The organism is Janthinobacterium sp. GW460-12-1-14-LB5, from assembly GCF_059423585.1.
On the sequence record NZ_JBWKYD010000011.1, the window covers coordinates 174,131 to 194,608 of the forward strand.

Annotated in this window: 19 protein-coding genes; 10 read left to right on the forward strand and 9 right to left on the reverse strand. The window is 63.8% G+C overall.

Annotation, left to right across the window (positions count from 1 at the left end; translation table 11 throughout):
- From AC07X6_RS13685 to AC07X6_RS13705, 5 genes are all read right to left on the reverse strand, one after another.
- A complete protein-coding gene (locus tag AC07X6_RS13685) occupies positions 1 to 801 on the reverse strand; it encodes a toxin-antitoxin system YwqK family antitoxin (RefSeq protein WP_494791310.1) in 801 nt (266 codons plus the stop codon).
- 28 nt (positions 802 to 829) lie between these two features.
- Positions 830 to 1,960 carry a toxin-antitoxin system YwqK family antitoxin gene (locus tag AC07X6_RS13690; RefSeq protein WP_494791311.1) on the reverse strand — a complete coding sequence of 377 codons (1,131 nt, stop codon included), beginning with the start codon at positions 1,958 to 1,960 and terminating at the stop codon, positions 830 to 832.
- Between the two features lie 147 nt (positions 1,961 to 2,107).
- Entirely contained in the window at positions 2,108 to 3,943 is a 1,836-nt protein-coding gene (gene msbA, locus AC07X6_RS13695) for a lipid A export permease/ATP-binding protein MsbA (RefSeq protein WP_494791312.1), read from the reverse strand.
- A gap of 108 nt (positions 3,944 to 4,051) precedes the next feature.
- Positions 4,052 to 4,435, reverse strand: coding sequence for a hypothetical protein (locus AC07X6_RS13700; RefSeq protein WP_494791313.1), 384 nt, complete (start codon positions 4,433 to 4,435; stop codon positions 4,052 to 4,054).
- 45 nt (positions 4,436 to 4,480) lie between these two features.
- Positions 4,481 to 5,443 carry a Dyp-type peroxidase gene (locus AC07X6_RS13705; RefSeq protein ID WP_494791314.1) on the reverse strand — a complete coding sequence of 321 codons (963 nt, stop codon included), beginning with the start codon at positions 5,441 to 5,443 and terminating at the stop codon, positions 4,481 to 4,483.
- A gap of 158 nt (positions 5,444 to 5,601) precedes the next feature.
- Here AC07X6_RS13705 and AC07X6_RS13710 point away from each other — a divergent pair, with 158 nt between their 5' ends.
- Positions 5,602 to 7,023 carry an aminotransferase-like domain-containing protein gene (locus AC07X6_RS13710; RefSeq protein ID WP_494791315.1) on the forward strand — a complete coding sequence of 474 codons (1,422 nt, stop codon included), beginning with the start codon at positions 5,602 to 5,604 and terminating at the stop codon, positions 7,021 to 7,023.
- Between the two features lie 5 nt (positions 7,024 to 7,028).
- Here AC07X6_RS13710 and moaA read toward each other — a convergent pair whose 3' ends face one another.
- Positions 7,029 to 8,120, reverse strand: a complete 1,092-nt coding sequence (moaA, locus tag AC07X6_RS13715; protein ID WP_494791316.1) for a GTP 3',8-cyclase MoaA — start codon at positions 8,118 to 8,120, stop codon at positions 7,029 to 7,031.
- A 103-nt stretch (positions 8,121 to 8,223) separates the two neighbouring features.
- Positions 8,224 to 8,559, reverse strand: a complete 336-nt coding sequence (locus AC07X6_RS13720; RefSeq protein ID WP_494791317.1) for a helix-turn-helix domain-containing protein — start codon at positions 8,557 to 8,559, stop codon at positions 8,224 to 8,226.
- 105 nt (positions 8,560 to 8,664) lie between these two features.
- On the opposite strand from AC07X6_RS13720, the gene AC07X6_RS13725 reads away from it, so the two are divergent.
- From AC07X6_RS13725 to AC07X6_RS13755, 7 genes are all read left to right on the forward strand, one after another.
- A complete protein-coding gene (locus tag AC07X6_RS13725; protein ID WP_494791318.1) occupies positions 8,665 to 10,977 on the forward strand; it encodes an FdhF/YdeP family oxidoreductase in 2,313 nt (770 codons plus the stop codon).
- A gap of 13 nt (positions 10,978 to 10,990) precedes the next feature.
- Entirely contained in the window at positions 10,991 to 12,370 is a 1,380-nt protein-coding gene (locus tag AC07X6_RS13730) for a cytochrome ubiquinol oxidase subunit I (protein WP_494791319.1), read from the forward strand.
- A 30-nt stretch (positions 12,371 to 12,400) separates the two neighbouring features.
- Positions 12,401 to 13,381 (forward strand): cytochrome d ubiquinol oxidase subunit II, encoded by a 981-nt coding sequence (locus tag AC07X6_RS13735; RefSeq protein WP_494791320.1) that lies wholly within the window; start codon positions 12,401 to 12,403, stop codon positions 13,379 to 13,381.
- Positions 13,382 to 13,394: 13 nt separating this feature from the next.
- Positions 13,395 to 14,315, forward strand: a complete 921-nt coding sequence (locus AC07X6_RS13740; protein WP_494791321.1) for a bestrophin family protein — start codon at positions 13,395 to 13,397, stop codon at positions 14,313 to 14,315.
- 14 nt (positions 14,316 to 14,329) lie between these two features.
- The gene (gene fdhD / locus AC07X6_RS13745; RefSeq protein WP_494791322.1) at positions 14,330 to 15,181 is read left to right on the forward strand and encodes a formate dehydrogenase accessory sulfurtransferase FdhD; all 852 of its coding nucleotides are present in this window, start codon (positions 14,330 to 14,332) and stop codon (positions 15,179 to 15,181) included.
- Positions 15,182 to 15,323: 142 nt separating this feature from the next.
- Positions 15,324 to 16,823, forward strand: a complete 1,500-nt coding sequence (locus AC07X6_RS13750; protein WP_494791323.1) for a metal-dependent hydrolase family protein — start codon at positions 15,324 to 15,326, stop codon at positions 16,821 to 16,823.
- A gap of 47 nt (positions 16,824 to 16,870) precedes the next feature.
- Complete coding sequence (locus AC07X6_RS13755) at positions 16,871 to 17,845, forward strand: ribonuclease Z (protein WP_494791324.1); 975 nt, start codon at positions 16,871 to 16,873, stop codon at positions 17,843 to 17,845.
- Here AC07X6_RS13755 and AC07X6_RS13760 read toward each other — a convergent pair.
- Positions 17,832 to 18,488 (reverse strand): tetratricopeptide repeat protein, encoded by a 657-nt coding sequence (locus AC07X6_RS13760; protein WP_494791325.1) that lies wholly within the window; start codon positions 18,486 to 18,488, stop codon positions 17,832 to 17,834. The genes AC07X6_RS13755 and AC07X6_RS13760 overlap by 14 nt on opposite strands.
- A gap of 162 nt (positions 18,489 to 18,650) precedes the next feature.
- On the opposite strand from AC07X6_RS13760, the gene AC07X6_RS13765 reads away from it, so the two are divergent.
- Positions 18,651 to 19,310: an XAC2610-related protein gene (locus AC07X6_RS13765; RefSeq protein WP_494791326.1), complete on the forward strand. Its 660-nt coding sequence runs from the start codon at positions 18,651 to 18,653 to the stop codon at positions 19,308 to 19,310.
- 33 nt (positions 19,311 to 19,343) lie between these two features.
- A complete protein-coding gene (locus AC07X6_RS13770) occupies positions 19,344 to 19,814 on the forward strand; it encodes a GNAT family N-acetyltransferase (RefSeq protein WP_494791327.1) in 471 nt (156 codons plus the stop codon).
- Between the two features lie 3 nt (positions 19,815 to 19,817).
- On the opposite strand, the gene AC07X6_RS13775 is transcribed toward AC07X6_RS13770, so the two are convergent.
- On the reverse strand, positions 19,818 to 20,435 hold the full coding sequence (locus tag AC07X6_RS13775; RefSeq protein WP_494791328.1) for a TetR/AcrR family transcriptional regulator: 618 nt from the start codon (positions 20,433 to 20,435) through the stop codon (positions 19,818 to 19,820).
- Between the last annotated feature and the right edge of the window lie 43 nt (positions 20,436 to 20,478).

A 20,478-nucleotide genomic window follows, 5' to 3' on the forward strand; every position in this document is an offset into this window, starting at 1 on the left:
CTAACTGCTTGTTACAGGCTCCCCATGGCGCCAGGCCTGCTCCAGCACCAGCTTGCCGGACGGATCCCACTCGCGCTCGACGCCGTGCTTCTTGCCGTGTTCGTAGGGCACGAGTTGCCGCAGGCTGCCGTCGCCGTACCAGCTTTGCAGCAAGCCGTGGCGCTGGCCGTCGCGCATGGGAGTAACCTGGGCGCGCACGCCGCTGTCATGCCACTGCGTCACGTCGCCCTGCTCGCGCCCTTGCGCATCCTGCTGCCAGGCAATGGTCGGCAGGCCATTGCTGCCCCACTTCTGCATGCGGAGCAACTTGCCCCTGCGGTACAGCGCTCTCTGCGCCAGTTGACCATTGTCATGGCTGTCGAACGACCAGCCGTCGGGCTCGCCATTGCGCCATATCATGCTGGCGAGCACCTTGCCATCCTCGGCCAGGGTGACGGCCTCGCCATCCTGCCTGTCATGGATGAAATGGCTGCGCTGGAACAGCTTGCCGTCGGCGTAAAACAATTGCTGCAAGCCATGCATCCTGCCGTCCTTCAGGAAAGCGCGGCTGCTGACCTTGCCATTCGGGCCATACGACACATACTCGCCATCGGCCATCTGCTGGCCGTGGTAAGTGATGCGGTTCATCAGCTGGCCATTCTCGTGGTAGGTCTCGGCAATGCGGTCGCGCCCGTTCGGCAGCAAGGTGACCTTTTGCTGGAGCCGGCCGCTGTCATAGAACGATGTGCCGCCAGCCGGCGCCTGCGCCTGCGCCGCCAGCGGCAACACCGTCATGAGCGCCGCCAGCAGGGCCAGGCGCATTTTCTGTCCACACCGCATGCGATCCCCCCTATTTCGCGGCCACGGGCTGGCCAGCCTGCCACGTCTGTTCCAGCACCAGCTTGCCCGTCTTGTCCCACTGGCGCTCGATGCCGTGCTTCTTGCCGTGTTCATACGGCACGATCTGCCGCAGGCTGCCATCGCTGTACCAGGTCTGCAGCAAGCCGTGGCGCTGGCCTTCGACAAACGGCGTCACGCTGGCGCGCACGCCGTTGGCATGCCAGTCCGTCGTGTCGCCATGGTCGCGCCCCTGCGCGTCTTTCTGCCACGCAAAATTGGGCCGGCCATTCGGCCCCCACGTTTGCAAGCTGAGCACGGCGCCTTTCCGGTACAGCGTCTTGTTCGACACGACGCCATTGCCATGGCTTTCAAACGACCAGCCGTCGGGCTGGCCGTGCACCCAGACGGTCCTGGCCAGCACCTTGCCATCCTCGGCAAGCATGACAAACTCGCCCTCGCGCTTGCCATCGACGTGCCGTCCCCTTCGGAACAGCTTGCCATCCGGATAAAACGATTCCTCCAGGCCATCCATCTGGCCATTGCGCCGATACGAGCGGTTGCTGACGGCGCCATTCGCGCCATACGACACGTGCTCGCCATCGGCCATCTCGTCGCCGTGGTACAGCGTGCGGCTCATCAGCTGGCCGTTCTTGTGATACGTTTCCGAGATGCTGTCGCGTCCGTTCGGCAGCGGCGTGACCCGCTGCTGGACCTGGCCATTCTCGAAGTACACGCAGCCGCCCAGCAGCTCCTCGCCCTGGGCATTGAAGTAGGTTTCGCGCAGCAGCTGGCCATTCTCGTAGTAGGACTTGCGAAAACGCACGAACTTGATCTGGCTCATGTCCAGATCCGTGGCATAGGTTTCAAAGGCCAGCACGCCCGGCGTGTCGGGAAATTCGAGCCGCACATGCCAGGCGCCCAGCGCCTCGTCGCGCTCCGGCGGCGTGCGCAGCGCATACACGGCGCGGCGTTGGTTGCTTGGCATGAAATTTTCATCCAGATACATGGTCTTGTCCTCTTCTTGCGCGTGATCGGAAGCCGTTGCCGGCAACGGCGCATCTTCCTGTGCCGCCAATGGCAGGGCTGCGCCCATGCCCAACGCGGCGGCCAGCAGCCAGCGCATCGTCTGTTGATTCTTCATGTTGCTCCATTGTTCATGTTGCTTTACGGCCACTATCATAAAGGCAAGCGCCGTTCGCCATGGGCACGATTGCCGCCCCATAAAAAAAGGCCGGGACGGACCTGCTGGTCCGGCTCCGGCCCGGCGGATGCGCTGGCGCGCCACACATCAGCCCATGCCATCCTTGACGGGAGATAACTGGCTCGCATGCAGCCGTGCATACGCGCCGCCCTGCTGCAGCAAGGCGGCATGGCTGCCCGACTCGACCAGGCGGCCGCCCTGCATGACGACGATGCGGTCGGCGCTTTCGATGGTGGACAGCCTGTGGGCGATGACGATGGTGGTGCGGTTGCGCATCAGCACTTCCAGCGCCGCTTGCACGGAGCGCTCCGATTCCGTGTCCAGCGCGCTGGTCGCTTCGTCGAGCAGCAGGATCGGCGCATCCTTGTACAGCGCGCGGGCGATGGCCAGGCGCTGGCGTTGCCCGCCCGACAGGCGCGAGCCGTTCTGCCCCGCCTGGGTCTCGTAGCCTTGCGGCAACTGCATGATGAAGTCGTGCGCGTAGGCGGCGCGCGCCGACGCTTCGATCCTGTCCTGGTCCGGGGCCGGGTCGCCATACGCGATATTCGCCGCCATCGTGTCGTTGAACAGGATCACGTCCTGGCTGACGAGGGCAAACTGGCGCCGCAGGGCCAGCAAGGCGTAGTCGCGCACGTCGACGCCGTCGAGCAAAATCCGGCCGCCGCTGACGTCATAGAAGCGCGGCAGCAAGCCCAGCAAGGTCGTCTTGCCACCGCCGGAGCCGCCCACCAGGGCCACCGTTTCGCCGGCGCGGATGTCGAGCGTGATATCGCTCAAGGCCGTGGGCGCATCGGGATCGTCGCTGTTGTAGCGGAAGTGCACGTTCTGCAGGGACAGATTGCCTTGCACGGCGGCCGGGGCGATAGTGCCCGGGTCCGGTTCCAGCGGCGTGTCGATCAAGCCGAAGACGGATTCGGCCGCCGCCAGGCCCCGCTGCAGCGGCTCATTGATCTTGGTCAAGTTCTTGATCGGCGACTGCATCGCCATCAGCGCGCCCATGAAAGCAACGAAGGCGCCCGGCGTGATGGCGCCGCTTTGCGCGCGCAGCATGGCGAAATAGATCACGGATGACAGGGTGATGCCGACGAGCATCATGATGAAGCCGGAATTCATGGCGGACGTGGCCGCATGCTTGACGGCCAGCTGGCGGTTGCGCTTGACGACGTCGACGAAGCGCGCCTGTTCATAATCCTGGCCGCCAAAGATTTTCACGACGCGCTGGCCGGCGATGCTTTCGTCGAGCACGGACGTCAGCTCGCCCACGGCTTGCTGCGAACTCTTGCTCAGGTGGCGCATGCGGCGGCCCGCCAGGGTCACGACGATGGCGACGATGGGCATCGAGGCCATGCAGAACAGGGCCAGTTTCACGTCGATGCTGAACAGCAGGACCAGGTAGCCGATGGTGGCGACGGAATCGCGCACCATCACGTTGAGCACGTTCAAGCCCGCCTGCGACACCTGGCTGGCGTCGAAGGCCACGCGCGACTGCGTCAGGCTGGTGGTGGTGGTGTCGAAAAAGCGGCTGGGCAGGCGCATGATGGTGGCGAACATCTTTTCGCGCAGATCGGCCTGCACGCGGCTCGATAGCCATACGGAACCGTAATCGCCGGCAAAACTGGACACCATGCGCAGCACGGCCAGGCCCAGGATGGTGGCGGGAATCACCCACAAGTCCACCTGCCCTGCCTGTGCCGGCAAGAAACGGTCCACCCAGCCCTGCAGCATGCCCATCACGCCGGACGCGGGCGCGGCCTGCGTGCTGGCCGTCGCGCGCATGGCGTCGACGACGTTTTGCAATTGCCGAATCAATAATACATCGGTGGCGGACGCCACGCCCACGGCCAGCAAGGTGGCGGCAACGATGGCGCCATAGCGGCGAAACTGGCCGGCCAGGCGGAAGAACAGGAGGCGACTTTGCTGCATGCAGGTGACAAAAGTGAGGGTAAAGCGTGATTCTAACCGCTGCCAGACTTAGCTATGAGAAAGTCGTCACCTTGCCGGCGCAGGACCGGCAAGGGAAAGCACGGACTGTCAGCTCTTCGCCACTTTCCACGCGGCCGTGCCGGCCTTGCACACTTTCAGCTTCAGGGTCTGTTCCTGGCCCTTGGCGTTCAAGCCCACCTGCACCTTGCGGCAGGTTTGCGCGTCCGTCTTTTGCGTGTCGCTGGCCGTGATGTCGGCGGCGATGCGCACGGAATTGCGCAAGCCTTCATTGCTCCATTGCACGGTTTCGCCATCTTTCTTGTCATTGAGCACATCCGTGACGGCTTTCACGAAGACGGGCTTGTCGTTCTTGTTCAGGTAAGCCATCGGCGTATCTGCCAGGAAACCCAGGCCGACGGCGGAAGCGGAAGCGCTGAAGACGACGCTGCCCAGTATCAAGGTGGACAACAGTGTGGCGGGACGAATACGCATGGAAAACTCCTAGTTAAGTAAAAATAGGGACCGCCGGGGCGGCCCTTAGCCGGGATCCGCCGGCGAAATACCCACGGCCAGCAAGGCGTCGATGCTGGGCACGAAATAGATCGCCGACGACAGCGCCGTGGAAAAATCCAGCAGCCTGTCCGTCTGAGTGACGCCATCATAGCCTACGCCGTACATTTGCCGCAGCATGCCCATGGTCACCGTGATGTCCTTGCAGAAACCGACAAACATGACGCCCGCCTCGGCAGCATTGGCGTAATTGGCATTGCGGCGCACGATATCGACTTCCTCGCCATCGCGGATAAACTGGTTGCGGCCCACGTGGGAATCGACGGGCAGCGGCGACAATTCATGGCTGCCGGCCTTGGTGCGGCCCCACACCTGCTCCGCCGCGTGCACGGGCAAGGCGCGCAGGCGCTCCACGTCCATGCGCCATTTCTGCAGCAGCACGGTGGAGCCGCCCGCACCCGCCTCGCCGTCCGGAATGATGGCCACGCCATTGGCGCGGAACAGATTCGGGTTGGCGACGCCGTCGGCAAAGCCGTCGAAAGTCACATTGTTATGATACGGAAAACACACCTGTTCGCTGGCCAGTTCGGCATAAGGCCCCAGCAAGGTGAGCGTCGTGCGCATGCTGTCGTACAGGGTGGCCGCGTTCGACTGCGTGATCCAGACCCAGAAATCGTGCTGGGTGGCGGGCGCCGTCTTGCCGTTGGCGCCCACCAGGTCGTGCGCGAACGATGCCATGTTGTCCGGCACGCAGCCGGGACAGGCGGCGCGCCACAGCTCGGGCCGGAATCCCAGCACCACATTGGCCGTGCCGCCGGTCAACTGATGGTGGCGGTTCAGCGTGGGATCGAGGATGCCCGTGACTTCGGATTCCCACAGTTTGCCCAGCACCCTGAACAGCTGCTCCGGTTCAACGCCGGCCTTCACATTGAACTGCAAATGCACTTCGTCGCGCGCGACGACGGACAGCATGCTTTGTGGAATTGCCATGACAGATGTTCCTTTTTCGTTTTCCAGGTGAATCTTAAACCAGAAGTGCCGGATGGCAGTTTCATTTAGGCAACATGCGATAATTGTAACTATAGGTCGTCATGAATTGGACGATAATGCAATGACGTAGAGCAAGAATCAAGAATGGATACCATTGCATGAAATTGTATGAAAAGCTCGTCGGCGACATCGAGCAACTGGTCGCCCAGGGCGTGCTCTTGCCCGGCGAACGCATTCCCTCCGTGCGCCAGACCAGCCAGCAGCACAAGCTGAGCATCACCACGGTGCTGCGCGCCTATGTCAAGCTGGAAGGCATGGGCGTGATCGAAAGCCGGCCCCAGTCCGGCTACTTCGTGCGGCCCCGCACCGGCGATGCGCAGCCGGCCGACCTGTGCATGCAGGCATCCCAGCCGAGCACCGTGCCGGCCGAAGTGCATGTCAGCCGCCTGGTGCTGTCGACCCTGCGCTCGATCGGCTTGCACGACGCCATTCCGCTGGGCTCGCCCTACCCCGATCCCGCGCTGTTTCCGTGGGAACGCATCAACCAGTACGCAAGCGCCGTGGCGCGCCGCAACCGCGACTGGAGCGTGACGGACGACCTGCCGCCGGGCAACCCGCAACTGATACGCGAAATCGCCCGCCGCTACCTGGAAAACGGCCTGGCCGTCGATCCCGACGAAATCATCGTCACCGTGGGCGCCACGGAAGCCATCAACCTGTGCCTGCAAGCCGTGGCCAGGCCGGGCGACACCATCGCCGTCGAATCGCCCACCTTCTATGCGATGCTGCTGGCCGTCGAGCGGCTGGGCATGAAGGTGGTGGAAGTGTCCACCGATCCGTATGACGGCATCAGCATTGAAGCGCTGGCCGACATCATGGCCCGGCAGCCGATCGCCGCCGTCATGGTGATGCCGAACTTCCAGAATCCGCTGGGCTTCCAGATGTCGGACCAGCGCAAGCGGGCCCTGGTCCAGCTGCTGGAGCAGCACGACGTGCCCGCCATCGAAAACGGCGTCTACAACGAACTGTATTACGGCGACGCCCACCCGTCCTCGCTCAAGTCCTACGACCGCAAGGGCCTGGTGCTGCACTGCTCCTCGTTTTCCAAGAGCCTCAGCGCCGCGCAGCGCGTGGGCTGGGCCCTGGCCGGACGCTACCGGGGCAAGGTGGAGGAACTCAAATTCCTCAACACGCTCACCACCTCGTCGTTCCCGCAACTGGCCATCGCCGAATACCTGCAGAACGACGGCTACGAACAGCATCTGCGCCGCACCCGCAAGGCCTACGCCCAGCAGGCGCGCATCATGGCCGCCGCCGTGCTGCGCTTCTTTCCCGCCGGCACCAAAGTCTCGCAACCGCAGGGCGGCTATGTGCTGTGGGTGGAGTTGCCGGGCAACGTGGACTCGATGCAACTGTACCGGCGCGCGCTGGAGTGCAAGATCACGGTGGGTCCGGGGCGCATGTTTTCCGTCAGCCAGGCTTACAAGCACTGCATCCGGCTCAACTACAGCTATCCGTGGAGCGTGGGCGTCGAGCAAGCCATTATTCTGCTGGGCAAACTGATCACCGAGTTCCTGTAAACCACTCACCCGCCCACCAGCGACATGCGCACGGTGGGATATTGCTTGCGCCCGCCCACCTGGGCCAGTGCGCCGCGCACTTCCGAGTAGCGGTCGCCACGGCGCTGCCAGTGCCGGCGCAGCACGGTTTCCAGCCCTTGCGGGCCTTGCGCAGGATCAAGCTGGGGACGCAGATCGAGGCCGTCATGGGCGAACAAGCAAGTAAACAGCTTGCCATCGGACGAGACGCGCACGCGGCTGCAGTCGCCGCAGAACGGCTGCGACACGCTGGAAATGAAGCCCACTTCGCCGCCGCCATCGAGATAACTGTAGCGGCTGGCCGTCTCGTGCGAGATCGGCTTGCCTTCGCCCAGCGATACAAGGGGAAATTCCGCCGCGATCAGCGCGCGCGCCGCGTCCGACGTGACGACGTGCGTGCGCGACCAGGCGCCGATGCCGCCCACGTCCATGAATTCGATCAGGCGCAGCACCACGCCCGTGTGGCGGAAATGGCGCGCCAGCGGCACGATCTGGCTGTCGTTGACGCCTTTCTGCACGACCATGTTGACCTTCACGGGATGCAAGCCGACGGCTTGCGCTACCTCAATGCCGTGCAGCACTTTCTCGACGGGAAAATCGACGCCATTCATGCGCTGGAAGATGCCGTTATCCAGGCTGTCGAGGCTGACGGTGACCCGGTCCAGGCCCGCCTCCTTCAGCGAGCGCGCTTTGGCCGCCAGCAAGCTGCCATTCGTCGTCAGCGCGATGCTCACGGCGCGCCCGTCCGGCGTGGCGAGCCGCGCCAGGCGCTCGATCAGCTGTTCCAGGTTCTTGCGCAGCAGCGGCTCGCCGCCCGTGATGCGGATCTTATCCACGCCCAGGCGCACGAAGGCGCGCGCCATCGTTTCGATCTGCGCGAAAGACAGGCGCTCGCTGGAGGGAAGAAACGGGTAATCGCTGGGGTACAGCTCGGCCGGCATGCAATAGGTGCAGCGGAAGTTGCACTGGTCAATGACGGAAATGCGCAAATCCGTCAGGGGGCGGCCCAGCATGTCCACGCACGGCTCGATATAGTCTGGCTGCCGGAGCGCCGGCTGCGGATACAGGATGGTGTTCATTGTGCTTCCCCCTTGATGTGCATTCGTCAGTGTCCAGCATAGGACGAAAGGGGGCATGCCAGGAGGTACAGTCCGGCGCCAGCCGATAGAGTACAGACGCGATCTAATCCGCTGACGGTGCGGCAAAGACGCTGGCGCACAGCTCGGCGCCCGCCGCGCTCAAGGATGCGCTGCCGCCGCCGCTCTCTGCCGTGGCGACCACCACCAGGCCCGCGCTGGACAGCGCATTGAGCTGGCGCAACAAAGTGCTCATCTGTACTCCTGCCCGCTTGGCCAGCTTGGCCAGCGACCACGGTTTATCGGGCGCTTCCTGCCGCGCTTGCCACAGCAGCGCCAGCAGCGCTATCAGGGCCGCGTCGATTCCTTCTTCCTTGTGCATGTTTTTCTCCTTGTCCACATCATAAATCACGGCCGGCGCCGGCGCGACCGGCATCGTCATCTTGCCATCTGTACTCTGTTTTTTTGTCCGGAACTGTGCGCCTACGCTCCCGCCTGCCGCCCCTACCATGTGATTGTCCCATCGCATATCACCAGGAGAGTCATCATGAGCAAGCCAAAGTCCGACGCGCGCATCGCGCCCTACACCCATGCCGCGGCCGGTTGGGGTGCCCTCAAGTACGTGGCCATCAATCTGTTCAAGGAAAAAGTCAGCGCGGGCAATTACCGCTCGCTGTTCGAGCAAAACCAGCCCGACGGCTTCGACTGTCCCGGCTGCGCCTGGCCCGACCGCGAACACGCGTCGACCTTCGAATTCTGCGAAAACGGCGTCAAGGCCGTGGCCGCCGAATCGACGAGCAAGCGCGTGCGCCCCGAGTTTTTCGAGGAGCACACGGTCACCGCATTGATGGAGCAGTCGGACTATGATCTGGAACAACATGGCCGTTTGACGGACCCCATGGTGTACGACGCGGCCAGCGACAAATACCAGGCGATAGCCTGGGACGATGCCTTCGCCCTCGTGGCGCACCATTTGCACGCGCTGGACGACCCGAACCAGGCCGCCTTCTACACATCCGGCCGCGCCAGCAACGAAGCGGCCTTTTTGTACCAGCTGTTCGTGCGCGCCTACGGCACCAACAACTTCCCCGACTGTTCTAACCTGTGCCACGAAGCGACGAGCCGTGGCTTGCCGGAAACGGTGGGCATCGGCAAGGGCACGGTGCTACTCGATGACTTCGAACATGCGGACACCCTGCTGCTGTTCGGCCAGAACCCGGCCACCAACCACCCGCGCATGCTGGGCGAATTGCGCGAAGCGTCGCGCCGCGGCGCCACCATCGTCTCCATCAACCCGCTGCACGAGCGGGGCCTGGAGCGCTTCACCAGCCCCCAGCATCCGCTGGAAATGCTGACGGGCGGCAGCACGAACATCTGCTCGCTGTTCATCTGCCCGACATTGGGCGGCGACTTCGCGCTGATCAAGGCCATGGCCAAGCGCGTCGTCGAGCTCGATGATGACGCCATCGCCCATGGCCAGGAGCGCGTGCTCGACTGCGCCTTCATCGCCGAACACACGAGCGGATTCGAGGCCTTCGCGGCCGACCTGCGCGCGGAAAGCTGGGACTTGCTGCTGGCCGAATCGGGCGTGGCGCGCGACAAGATCGAAGAATTGACGCAGATCTATGTCAAGGGCAAGGCCGTCATTTCGACCTGGGGCATGGGCGTGACGCAGCACAAGAATTCGCTGGCCACCGTGCAGATCCTGTCGAACTTGATGATGATGCGCGGCAATATCGGCAAGCGCGGCGCGGGACTGTGCCCGGTGCGCGGCCATTCGAACGTGCAGGGCGACCGTACCATGGGCATCGAGGAACAGCCGACCAAGGAATTCCTCGACCGCCTGGGCCTGGTCTTCGGTTTTGAACCGCCGCGCCACCACGGCTATGACGCCGTGGGCACCATCGAAGCCATGCTGGAGAAAAAAGTGAAAGTATTCGTCGCCCTCGGCGGCAATTTCTCGATGGCCACGCCGGACACGCCGCGCACCTGGGACGCGCTGCGGTCGTGCGACCTGACGGTCCACATCGCCACCAAGCTCAACCGCAGCCATCTCGTGCACGGCAAGGATGCGCTGATCCTGCCCACCCTGGGCCGCACGGAAATTGACGTGCAGCAAGGCGTGGCGCAAGGCGTGACGGTGGAAGACTCGATGAGCATGGTGCACATCTCGTTCGGCATGAACCAGCCCGCCTCACCCAATCTGCGTTCGGAAATCGCCATCGTGGCCGGCATGGCGCAGGCGACCGTGGGCAGCGAGAAGATCGACTGGCTGCGCTATTCCGGCAACTATGCGCTGCTGCGCGATTCCATCGAGCAAGTGTTCGACGACTTTTTCGACTACAACTTGCGCGTGGCCAAACCGGGCGGTTTCCACCTGGAAATTGCCTCGCGCGAAAGAGTGTGGAAGACGGACAGCGGCAAGGCGCAATTCCTCGTCAACGCCGTGGAACTCGACACGCCGATCCACCGTGCGCGCCAGCAATATGGCGAACGCCTGATGGTGCTGATGACGACGCGTTCGCACGACCAGTACAACACGACGATCTACGCCATGGACGACCGCTACCGTGGCGTGTTCGGCCAGCGCCGCGTCGTCTTCATCAACAAGGACGACCTGTCCATGCTGGGCTTTGCGGCCGGCGACTGGGTCGACCTGATCGGCGTGTGGCATGACGGCATCGAACGCCGCGCCGACCGCTTCCTGCTGGTCGAGTACGACATTCCGCGCGGCTGCATCGGCGCCTACTACCCGGAAACCAATCCGCTGGTGCCGCTCGACAGCGTGGGCCACGGTTCGCGCACGCCGACCTTCAAATCCATCCCCGTGCTGCTGGCGCCTTCGGCTGCCCTCAGTTGATCAGGAGAACGCCATGTTCGGTTTCGATACCCTGGACCTGTCGCGCGCGCAATTTGCGATGACGGCCATCTTCCACATTCTGTGGCCCATATTGACGATCAGCCTGTCGCTGTTCCTGTTCGTCGTCGAGGCGCTGTGGCTGCGCACCAGCGACCCCGTCTACTACCGCCACGCGCGCTTCTGGAGCAAGTTGCTGGTGCTCAACTTCGCCGTCGGCGTCGTCAGCGGGATTCCCCTGGAATTCCAGTTCGGCACCAACTGGGCGCCGTTCTCGCACCATTCCGGCCAGTTCATCGGCAACATCCTCGGTTTCGAGGGCGCCATGGCCTTCATGCTGGAAGCGGGCTTCATCGGCGTCATGATGTTCGGCTGGGGCCGCGTACCGAAGGGCGTGCACCTGTTTGCCACCGGCATGGTGGCGCTCGGTTCCAGCATTTCCTCGTTCTGGATCATGGTCGCCAATTCCTGGATGCAAACGCCGGCCGGCGTGCGCGTGGTGGACGGCAAGATCATCGTCACCGATTACGTGGCCGCGATCTTCAATCCCGACATGGCCTGGGCCGTGGGCCACATGTGGGTGGCCGCCGTGGAAACGGGCTTGATCGTCATCGCCGGCATTTCCGCCTGGTATATGTTCAAGCGCCGCGAACCGGCCTTCTTCGCGCGCTCGTTCAAGCTGGCGCTGATGCTGCTGCTGGTCATTGCACCGTTGCAAGTGTGGCTCGGCGACTCCAGCGGCGTCGACGTCTTCAAGACCCAGCCCGCCAAGGGCGCGGCCATCGAAGGCCACTGGCACACGAATCCCGATGGCGAAGGGGCGGCCTGGTCCCTGCTGGCCTGGCCCAACCAGGCGGAACAGAAGAACGACTGGTCGCTGGAAGTGCCCGGCATGCTCAGCGTGATCGCCACGCATAGCGCCACGGGCAAGATCACGGGCCTGGCCGACATCGCCCGCGCAGACCAGCCGCCCATGCTGCCGCTGCTGTACTACGCGTTCCGCGCCATGGCCGGCATCGGCATGTGGTTCGTGCTGCTGGCGTTCTGGACCTTCGTCGCCTGGCGCAAGGTGGGCGGGCGGGTGCAGGAGTTCGTGCGCAACCGCAAGCTGCTGCTGGCCTGGGTGCTGACGATACCGCTGCCGTACATCGCCGTCGAGTGCGGCTGGATCGTGCGCGAAGTGGGACGCCAGCCGTGGGTCGTGTACGGCTTGCTGCGCACGCGCGACGCCGTTTCCGACGTGGCCGCTCACGCCGTGGCCGGCAGCATGCTGATGTTCTTCGTGTTTTACATCGTGTTGTTCGTCACTTTCTTTGTGTTTGCCAAGAAATGGCTGCAGCAAGGCCCGGACGTGGCGTTGCCGCTGCCGGACGCCGCCCATGCCGCCGGGTATTGAAATGCGCCCCCATCAATCAAGGAGTTTGTAATGGATATCAATTCGCATGCCATGCTGGGCAATGCCTGGTTCGGCCTGATCGGCCTGATGCTGGTGTTCTACGTGGTCACGGACGGCTTCGACCTGGGCGTGGGCATCCTCAGCCTGTTCACCGGTCGCGAGCAGGAACGCAATCTGATCTTTCAGTCGATCGCCCACGTGTGGGACGCCAATGAAACCTGGCTGGTGGTGGTGGGCGGCGCCCTGTTCGGCGCGTTTCCCAGCGCCTACGCCACCCTGCTGGAACAATTGTACATTCCCATCATGCTGCTGATCGCCAGCCTGATCATGCGCGGCGCCTCGATCGAGTTCCGCCATGCGGCCGGCAACAAGCGCCTGTGGGACCTGGTCTTCGGCGTGGGCAGCCTGCTGGCCGCCGTGGCGCAGGGCGTGGTGCTGGGCGAGGTCATCACGGGCTTGCAGCCGGGCTGGCTGAGCGGCATCTTCACGGCGTGCACGGCGCTGGGCGTGGTGGCCGGGTACTGCCTGCTGGGCAGCACTTATCTGATCAAGAAGACGGGCGGCCAGCTGGAAGCGGCCGCGCGCCGCTACGCCACCACCAGCGTGCTGGCGACGGTCGCGGCCGCCATCGTTCTGTCGGCGGGCACCATGGTCTTCAGCGCCATCGGCCACGACCGCTGGGCGCAGCCGGGCGTGTTCGGCGTGCTGCTGGCCCTGGCCGCCATCGCCGCCAGCGCCTTCATCTACATCCTGTGGGCCGTGCATGTGAACGGCGTGCGCGGCCCGTTCCGCGGCGCCATCGTGCTATTTTTGGCGTCGTTCGCGGGCCTGGCCATCAGCTTCTTCCCCGATCTGGTGCCGGGCAAGCTGAGCATTGCGGCAGCCGCATCGGACGAGCCGACCCTGATCTTCATGCTGATCGGCATGGGTTCCATGCTGCCGATCATGATCGGCTACAACCTGTTCCAATACTACGTCTTCGAGGGCAAAGTTGTGCCCCGCAAGCATTGATCGGCATCAGATCATGATCATTCGGCCTACCACCAACTGGTTCCGCATGCTGTTCGTCTGGGACGGCTCGGTGCTGCAAGCCATCATCCCGCAATTGCTGCTGATGCTGGTCGTCAGTTCGCTGGCCTTGCTGACGGACGGCCGCATCTTCGGCGTCAAGATTCCGCTCGATACGGCGCCGTTTCCCATGGTCGGCATCAGCCTGGCGATCTTTCTCGGCTTTCGCAACAACGCCAGCTATGCGCGCTTCGTCGAGGCGCGGCATATCTGGGGGCAATTGCTGATCGCCGCGCGGGCCCTCGCTTCGCAGGCGCTCACGTATTTGCCGCAGGAAACGAGCGGCCTGGACCACCAGTTGCTGCTGCGCCGCCTGATCGCCTTCGTCTACGCGCTCAAGCACCAGCTGCGCCAGACGGATCCGCAAGAAGACCTGGCGCGCTACCTGCCGGCCGGCGAAGTGCAGCAATTGCAGGGAGTCAACTTCAAGCCCGTCGCCGTGCTGCACACGGTGCGCGCCATGCTGTACGAGGCCGTGCAGCGCCAGCCGGGCCAGACGCAGCTGCTGTGGATGCTAGACACCCAGCTCAACGACCTGGCCGCCACCGTGGCCGGCTGCGAGCGCATCAAGAACACGCCGATTCCGTATCCGTATGGCGTGCTGGTGCACCGCACCGTCTACATGTACTGTTTTTTACTGCCGCTGGGCCTGGTGGACGCCATCGGCGTGGCCACGCCCCTCATTTCCGTCTTCGTCGCCTACACCCTGTTCGCGCTGGAAGCCATCGCGCAGCAGATCGCCGAACCGTTCGGCCTGGCGCCCAATTGCCTGGCCCTGAACGCCATGACGCGGGAAACGGAACGCTCGCTGCTGGAATTGAACGGCGACCCGCTGCCGCCTTCGATACGGCCCTGCCCCCGCTATCAGATCGATTAACTGGAGGAAAAATCATGGAATGCGACATCGGCATCACCACCATCGAACGCGACGGTTTCCTGGACGTCCCCATGGTGCGCCACCAGGGGGGCGTGGCCACGGCGGCCCGCGACATGGTGGCCGAGGAGTATCCGGTGGCCCTCGTCTACAACGGCATCGCGCACGCCGTGATGATGGCCACGCCGCGCGACCTCGAGGAATTCGCCGTCGGCTTTACCTTGACGGAGGGCATCGTCGGCAGCGTGCGCGATATCTACGACCTCGACGTGTGCTGCGGCGCGGACAGCGCGGAAGTGCGGCTGACCATCGCCCAGCCCGATTTGATCAAGCTCAAGGCCCGCCGCCGCGCGCTGACGGGGCGCACGGGCTGCGGCGTGTGCGGCATCGAAAGCCTGGCCCTGCTGGACCTGGTGCCGGAAAAGATTACGCGGCCCCTGCCGCCGCTGGTCGCCAGCAGCGCCATCCTCGGCCGGGCCGCGCGCGAACTGCTGCCCTACCAGGAACTGATGCACAAGACGGGCGGCGTGCATGCGGCCGCCTGGTGCACGGCCGAGGGCGCGGTGGTAAAAGTGTTCGAGGACGTGGGCCGGCATAACGGCCTCGATAAACTGATCGGCTACCTGGCGCTGCACCGCATCGCCATGCACGACGGCTTCGTCTTCCTGTCCAGCCGCGCCAGCTATGAACTGGTGCGCAAGTCGGCGCGCATGCACATCGGGCTCGTCGCCACCATCTCGGCGCCCACCTCGCTGGCCATCCGCATCGCGCGCCAGGCCGGCATGCAGCTGGCCAGCTTTTGCCGCCGCGACGGCTTTGTCGATTACACGGCGGGCGAAGGGGAAAATAGCGGCCAGCATGCACCTTGAACAGCCGATGCTACATTCTTTGCCGTAAAGCAAGTGCACGCTTGACTTGCCCCCGCTGGCGGCTTTCAATGGCAATAGTTTCTAATCATTAACTTTGCCTGCTGCCACGCTCCCGGCGCGGCAGCGATGAAAGGATGGCGCGATGGCCCTGGCACAAGAGCAGCATCTGGCGGATACGTGGCAAACGGGCGGCTTGAAGCCGCGCGCCTGCGACTGCGGCGGCACGGTCTTCACCATCCTGCACCAGCGGGTGATGGCGGACATGCGGCGCCGGCAATTTCTCGGCGGCACGGCCGCCATGCTGGCGCCGTTCATCGGCCTCGGCCTGTCCAGCGGCAACGCCATCGCCCAGCAACCGCAAGCATCCGAGCGCCCCATATTGCTGACCAATCTGCGCCTGTTCGACGGCACGGGCAAGGCACCCCGTTCCGGCATCCACGTGCTGGTGACGGGGGCGACGATTACCGCCCTGCTGCCGGCCGGCGAGAAAGTCGAAGGCGCGCAAGTGATCGATTGCCAGGGCAAGCTGGTCATGCCGGGCCTGATCGACGCCCACTGGCACACCATGCTGGCCGCCATCAGCCAGGTGACGGCCATGACGTCCGATGTCGGCTATTTATATCTGGTGGCGGCGCAGGAAGCGCGGCGCACCCTGCTGCGGGGATTCACGTCCGTGCGCGATCCTGGCGGCCCCGCGTTTGCATTGAAACGCGCCATCGATGAAGGCATCGTCGACGGCCCGCGCATCTTCCCGTCCGGCGCCATGATTTCGCAGACCTCGGGCCATGGCGACTTCCGCATGCGCTCGGATATCCCGCGCGCGGCCAACGCGCCGCTGGGCATGGCGGAAACGGCGGGCATGGCCATGATCGCCGATGGCGAAGCGGAAGTGCTGCGCCGCGTGCGCGAGCAGCTGATGCTGGGCGCGACGCAGATCAAGATGATGGCCGGCGGCGGCGTGGCGTCGATGTACGACCCGCTCGACAGCACCCAGTATTCGGAACGCGAACTGCGCGCCGGCGTGGAAGCGGCCACCGACTGGGGCACCTATGTGATGGCCCACGTCTACACGCCGAAAGGCATACAGCGGGCCATCCGCGCGGGCGTGCGCAGCATCGAGCACGGCCAGCTGGCCGATGACGAATCCGCGCGCATGATGCGCGACGCAGGCACATGGTGGAGCCTGCAACCGTTCCTGCAGGATGCGGATGCGAATGTGTATCCCGATGCGGCGCGCAAGGCCAGCCAGGCCATCGTATCGGAAGGCACGGTGAAGGCGTATGCGCTGGCGCAAAAGTACGGCATCAGGACGGGCTGGGGCACGGATATTCTGTTCAACGCGAAAAACACCCCCACGCAAGGCCGCCAGCTGGCCAAGCTCACGCGCTTTTACGATCCGTTGACCCTGCTGGCGCAGGCGACGGGGCAAAATGGCGAACTGCTGGCCCTGTCCGGCCAGCGCGCGCCGTACCCGGGCGCCTTGGGCCGGCTGGCGGCAGGCACCCTGGCCGACTTGCTGGTGGCCGATGGCGATCCCACGAAGAACCTCGATTTCCTCGCCCAGCCTGAAGAAAAATTGCTGCTGATCATGAAGAACGGGCGCGTCTACAAGGACAAATTGAGCGCTTCACTGGCAAGCTGAGGCCAGCGGCGTTGGCAAGCGGGCAAGGCTTGCCGCATAATGCGGGCATGTTCAAACTGACTTTTCTCGGCACGTCTTCCGGCGTGCCCACGCGCCACCGCAACGTCACGTCGCTGGCCCTACACACCACGCACAACCGCGACTGGTGGATGATCGATTGCGGCGAAGCCACGCAGCACCGGCTGCAGCGCCTGTCCTTGTCCGTGCACGACCTGGTGGGCATCTGCATCACCCACGTGCATGGCGACCACAGCTATGGGCTGCCGGGCCTGCTGGCCAGCGCCTCCATGACGGGACGCAAGAAGCCCTTGCTGCTGATCGCCCCGGCCGCCATCAAGGCGTGGATCGACGCGACCCTGCTGCACACGGAACTGTTTTTGACGTACCCGTTGATCCACATCGACGTGGACAGCGCGCCAGTCGTCCATGAAGAAGCGGGCCTGACCATTTCGCGCCACGCGCTGTCGCACCGCGCACCGAGCGTCGGCTACCGATTTGCGCTGGAAACGAGCCGGTGGAAACTGGACAAGGCGGCCCTGCAGGCAGCGGGCGTGCCGCCCGGCCCCGCCTGGGGACTGTTGCAGGCGGGCCAGGATGCGCCGCTCGGCGATGGCACGGTCTTGCGCGCCGCCGCTTTCCGCCAGACGGAAACGCAGCACGCCACCGTGGTCATCGGCGGCGACAACGACACGCCGGCGCTGCTGACGGATGCCTGCACGGACGCGCAACTGCTCGTGCATGAAGCCACCTACACGGAAGCCATGCTGCAAAAGGTGGGGCCCGGCCCCACGCACAGTTCCGTGCAGCGCGTGGCGCAGTTCGCCGAAGCCGTGCGCTTGCCGAACCTGATCCTCACCCACTTCAGCGCCCGCTACCACAATGCGGACGGCATGGCCGAGCTGGAAGCGGAAGCGCGGCGGCATTACTCGGGTGAACTGTTCCTCGCGCGCGATTTCGACAGCTATGAACTCGATGCGGCCGGCGTGCTCGGCAAGCTGCCTGGGAAATCTAGTGGGGATTGACCCCGTACTGCGCTGCATACTCAGCAGCCAGCGCGCGCGCCGCCTGCTGCTGTGAGGGCGTGAGGATTTCCAGCAGCTGGTCGCGGTTCTTGACCGATTGCGCGCTGCCCGCCTCGGCCGGCATGGCGATCCACGCATAGGCCTGCACGTAATCGAGATCCACGCCCTGCCCTTGCGCGTACAGCAAGCCATATTCATTCTGCGCGGAAAGGGAACCGGCTTCGGCCGCCTGCTTGTACCAGAACGCCGCCTCGGCATAGTCTTGCGGTACATCAATACCCTTGCGGTAGGCCTGCGCCAGATTGAATTGCGACTGGCCATCGCCCGCCTCGGCCGCCTGGCGCCCGTACGCCAGCGATTGCGCCATGTCTTGCGCCACGCCATCACCGCTCGCATACATCAGGGCTAGGTTGGCCAGCGACGGCGGAAAGCCCGCTTGCGCTGCCGCCGTGAACAATTCCACCGCTTTCGGCAAGTCTTGCGTCACGCCATGGCCCTGGTAATACAGGCTGGCCAATAAATGCTGGCCCGCGGGATCGCCGGTGCGCGCGGCGGCGTCGAATTGCTTAAATGCCTCGGCATGATTGCCGTCGTTATAAGCGAGGATGCCCGCTTCATTAAAAGATGCGCTGGAAACAGTCATGAAGATTCCTTATCGGGGATTTTCTGGCATTGTACACAGCACTGTTACGCGCAGAATGCACGATAGGGTATGGTGTGGCGCATTGCCCAAATCCTGCGTTATGATCATCGATTGCACGATTTAATCCCGGCATAAGAACAGTGCCAGCCCAAGAATATCTCCATGAAACTGATTGCCCTGCTTTTATCCCTGCTTTCCACCTCCGCTTATGGCGGCACCTTGCATCTGGACAAAGCCGCGACAGGCAAAGTGCGGCAAGCGGCCGATATCCGCTATGTCAATCACGATGAAAAACAGACGTACCGGCTGAAAACCGGCAAGCAGTGGATAGCTGGCAATTGCAGCAGCGGCGGCACGGGCAATTTGCACGCGCTGCTGGTCGACATGAATTTCGACGGCCATGCCGACCTGTGGGTGACCGGCTATACGGATAGCCAGGGACGCATCCGCTGTTCCGACGTGTGGCTGTGGGATGCGCAAGCAAAACAATACAGTTTCAACAAACCCTTATCGGCCATTCCGAATCTCGATATCAGCATCGCCGAGCAAAGAATCGACGGCGGCATCGCCAATTGCGGCTGCGCCGCGCAATGCTTTTATGAAGACAGCTATAAGTGGCGGGCTGACAAATTAATCACCACCGCCCGGCGCGCACAGGATTGCGAGCGCTACCGGGAATATGGATTGAACGATAAAAACGACCTGGTCATCGTCAAGGATGAAAAGATCGATAGCGGCAATCCCGGCCAGCAAGCCATCGAACATACCAAAGCCTATGACTGGCAGCGCCATGCGCAAACCATGCGCAAATCCTGGGAGTAAATCCTTCACTACCATCCCACAATGAATGCACACATGACGACACATCCCGCATCGATTACTTTCCATGCCGCCAAGGCGGAAGATACCCCGGCCTTTATCGCCTTGCGCGGCAAGACGCGGCAAAACGCCGTTTCCAAGGAACGCCTGGCGGAAGTGGGCATCACGGCCGACACCTGGGCCGCGATGATGCGCTCGGGCAGCCTGCCCGGCCAGGTCTGCCATCACGACGGCCAGCTGGCCGGCTACTGCTTTGGCGAGCGCGACACGGGCGAAATCATCGTCCTGGCCCTGCTGCCGCAATTCGAAGGCCTGGGCATCGGCAAGACCTTGCTGGAACTGGTGATGGCGGAGCTGCGCGCCCGGGGCCACCAGCGGCTGTTCCTCGGCTGCTCGAATGACCCCGCCTCGCGCTCGTACGGCTTTTACCGCTACCTGGGCTGGACGGCGACGGGCGAGACGGACAAGTATGGCGACGACGTGCTGGAGTTTCGCTTTACGGCCTAGCGCCTAGCCCGGCACGCGATTGGCATCCCACACGCGCAGGATCTGCGTAATGGCAGAATCAAACACGGCGTAGCCCACGCCGTCGCGGGCCTGGATAGACACGCCCGACAAAAAACTGTCGAAGACGGCCGCCAGCGCGCTCGCGTCCGTCCCCTCCGGCAATTCGCCGCCGGCCATGCCCCGCTCCACGCAATGCACGAAACCGGCACGCGTGCGCGCGCGCGAAGCCGTCAGCGGGGCTGCCACGGCCGCATGTTCGGCCGTCGGCGCGCTCATGCAGCCGAGCGCTACCATGCAGCCGGGCGGGTGGCCCGCATCGGACTGCATGCGGGCCGACTGGCGCAAGGCCAGCTCGATGGCCGCGCGCGGCGCCAGGCCATCGTCCCACAAACATTCCGTCACGCGCGCAAAGGTGTCCAGATAGCATTGCGCCGCCTCGCGGAACAGCGCTTCCTTCGAGCCGAACGCCGCATAAAAACTGGGCGCGGAAATGCCGCCGCCCAGGCTCGCCTTGAGCTGGCTCAAGGAAGTCGATTCATATCCCTGCTGCCAGAATAAAAACATGGCCTGCTCGACGGCTGCCTGCCGGTCGAACGTGCGCGGCCGTCCCATTTGCGCCATCCATCGCTCCTTCTCATCTGCTCATACGCCACTTACATACTAC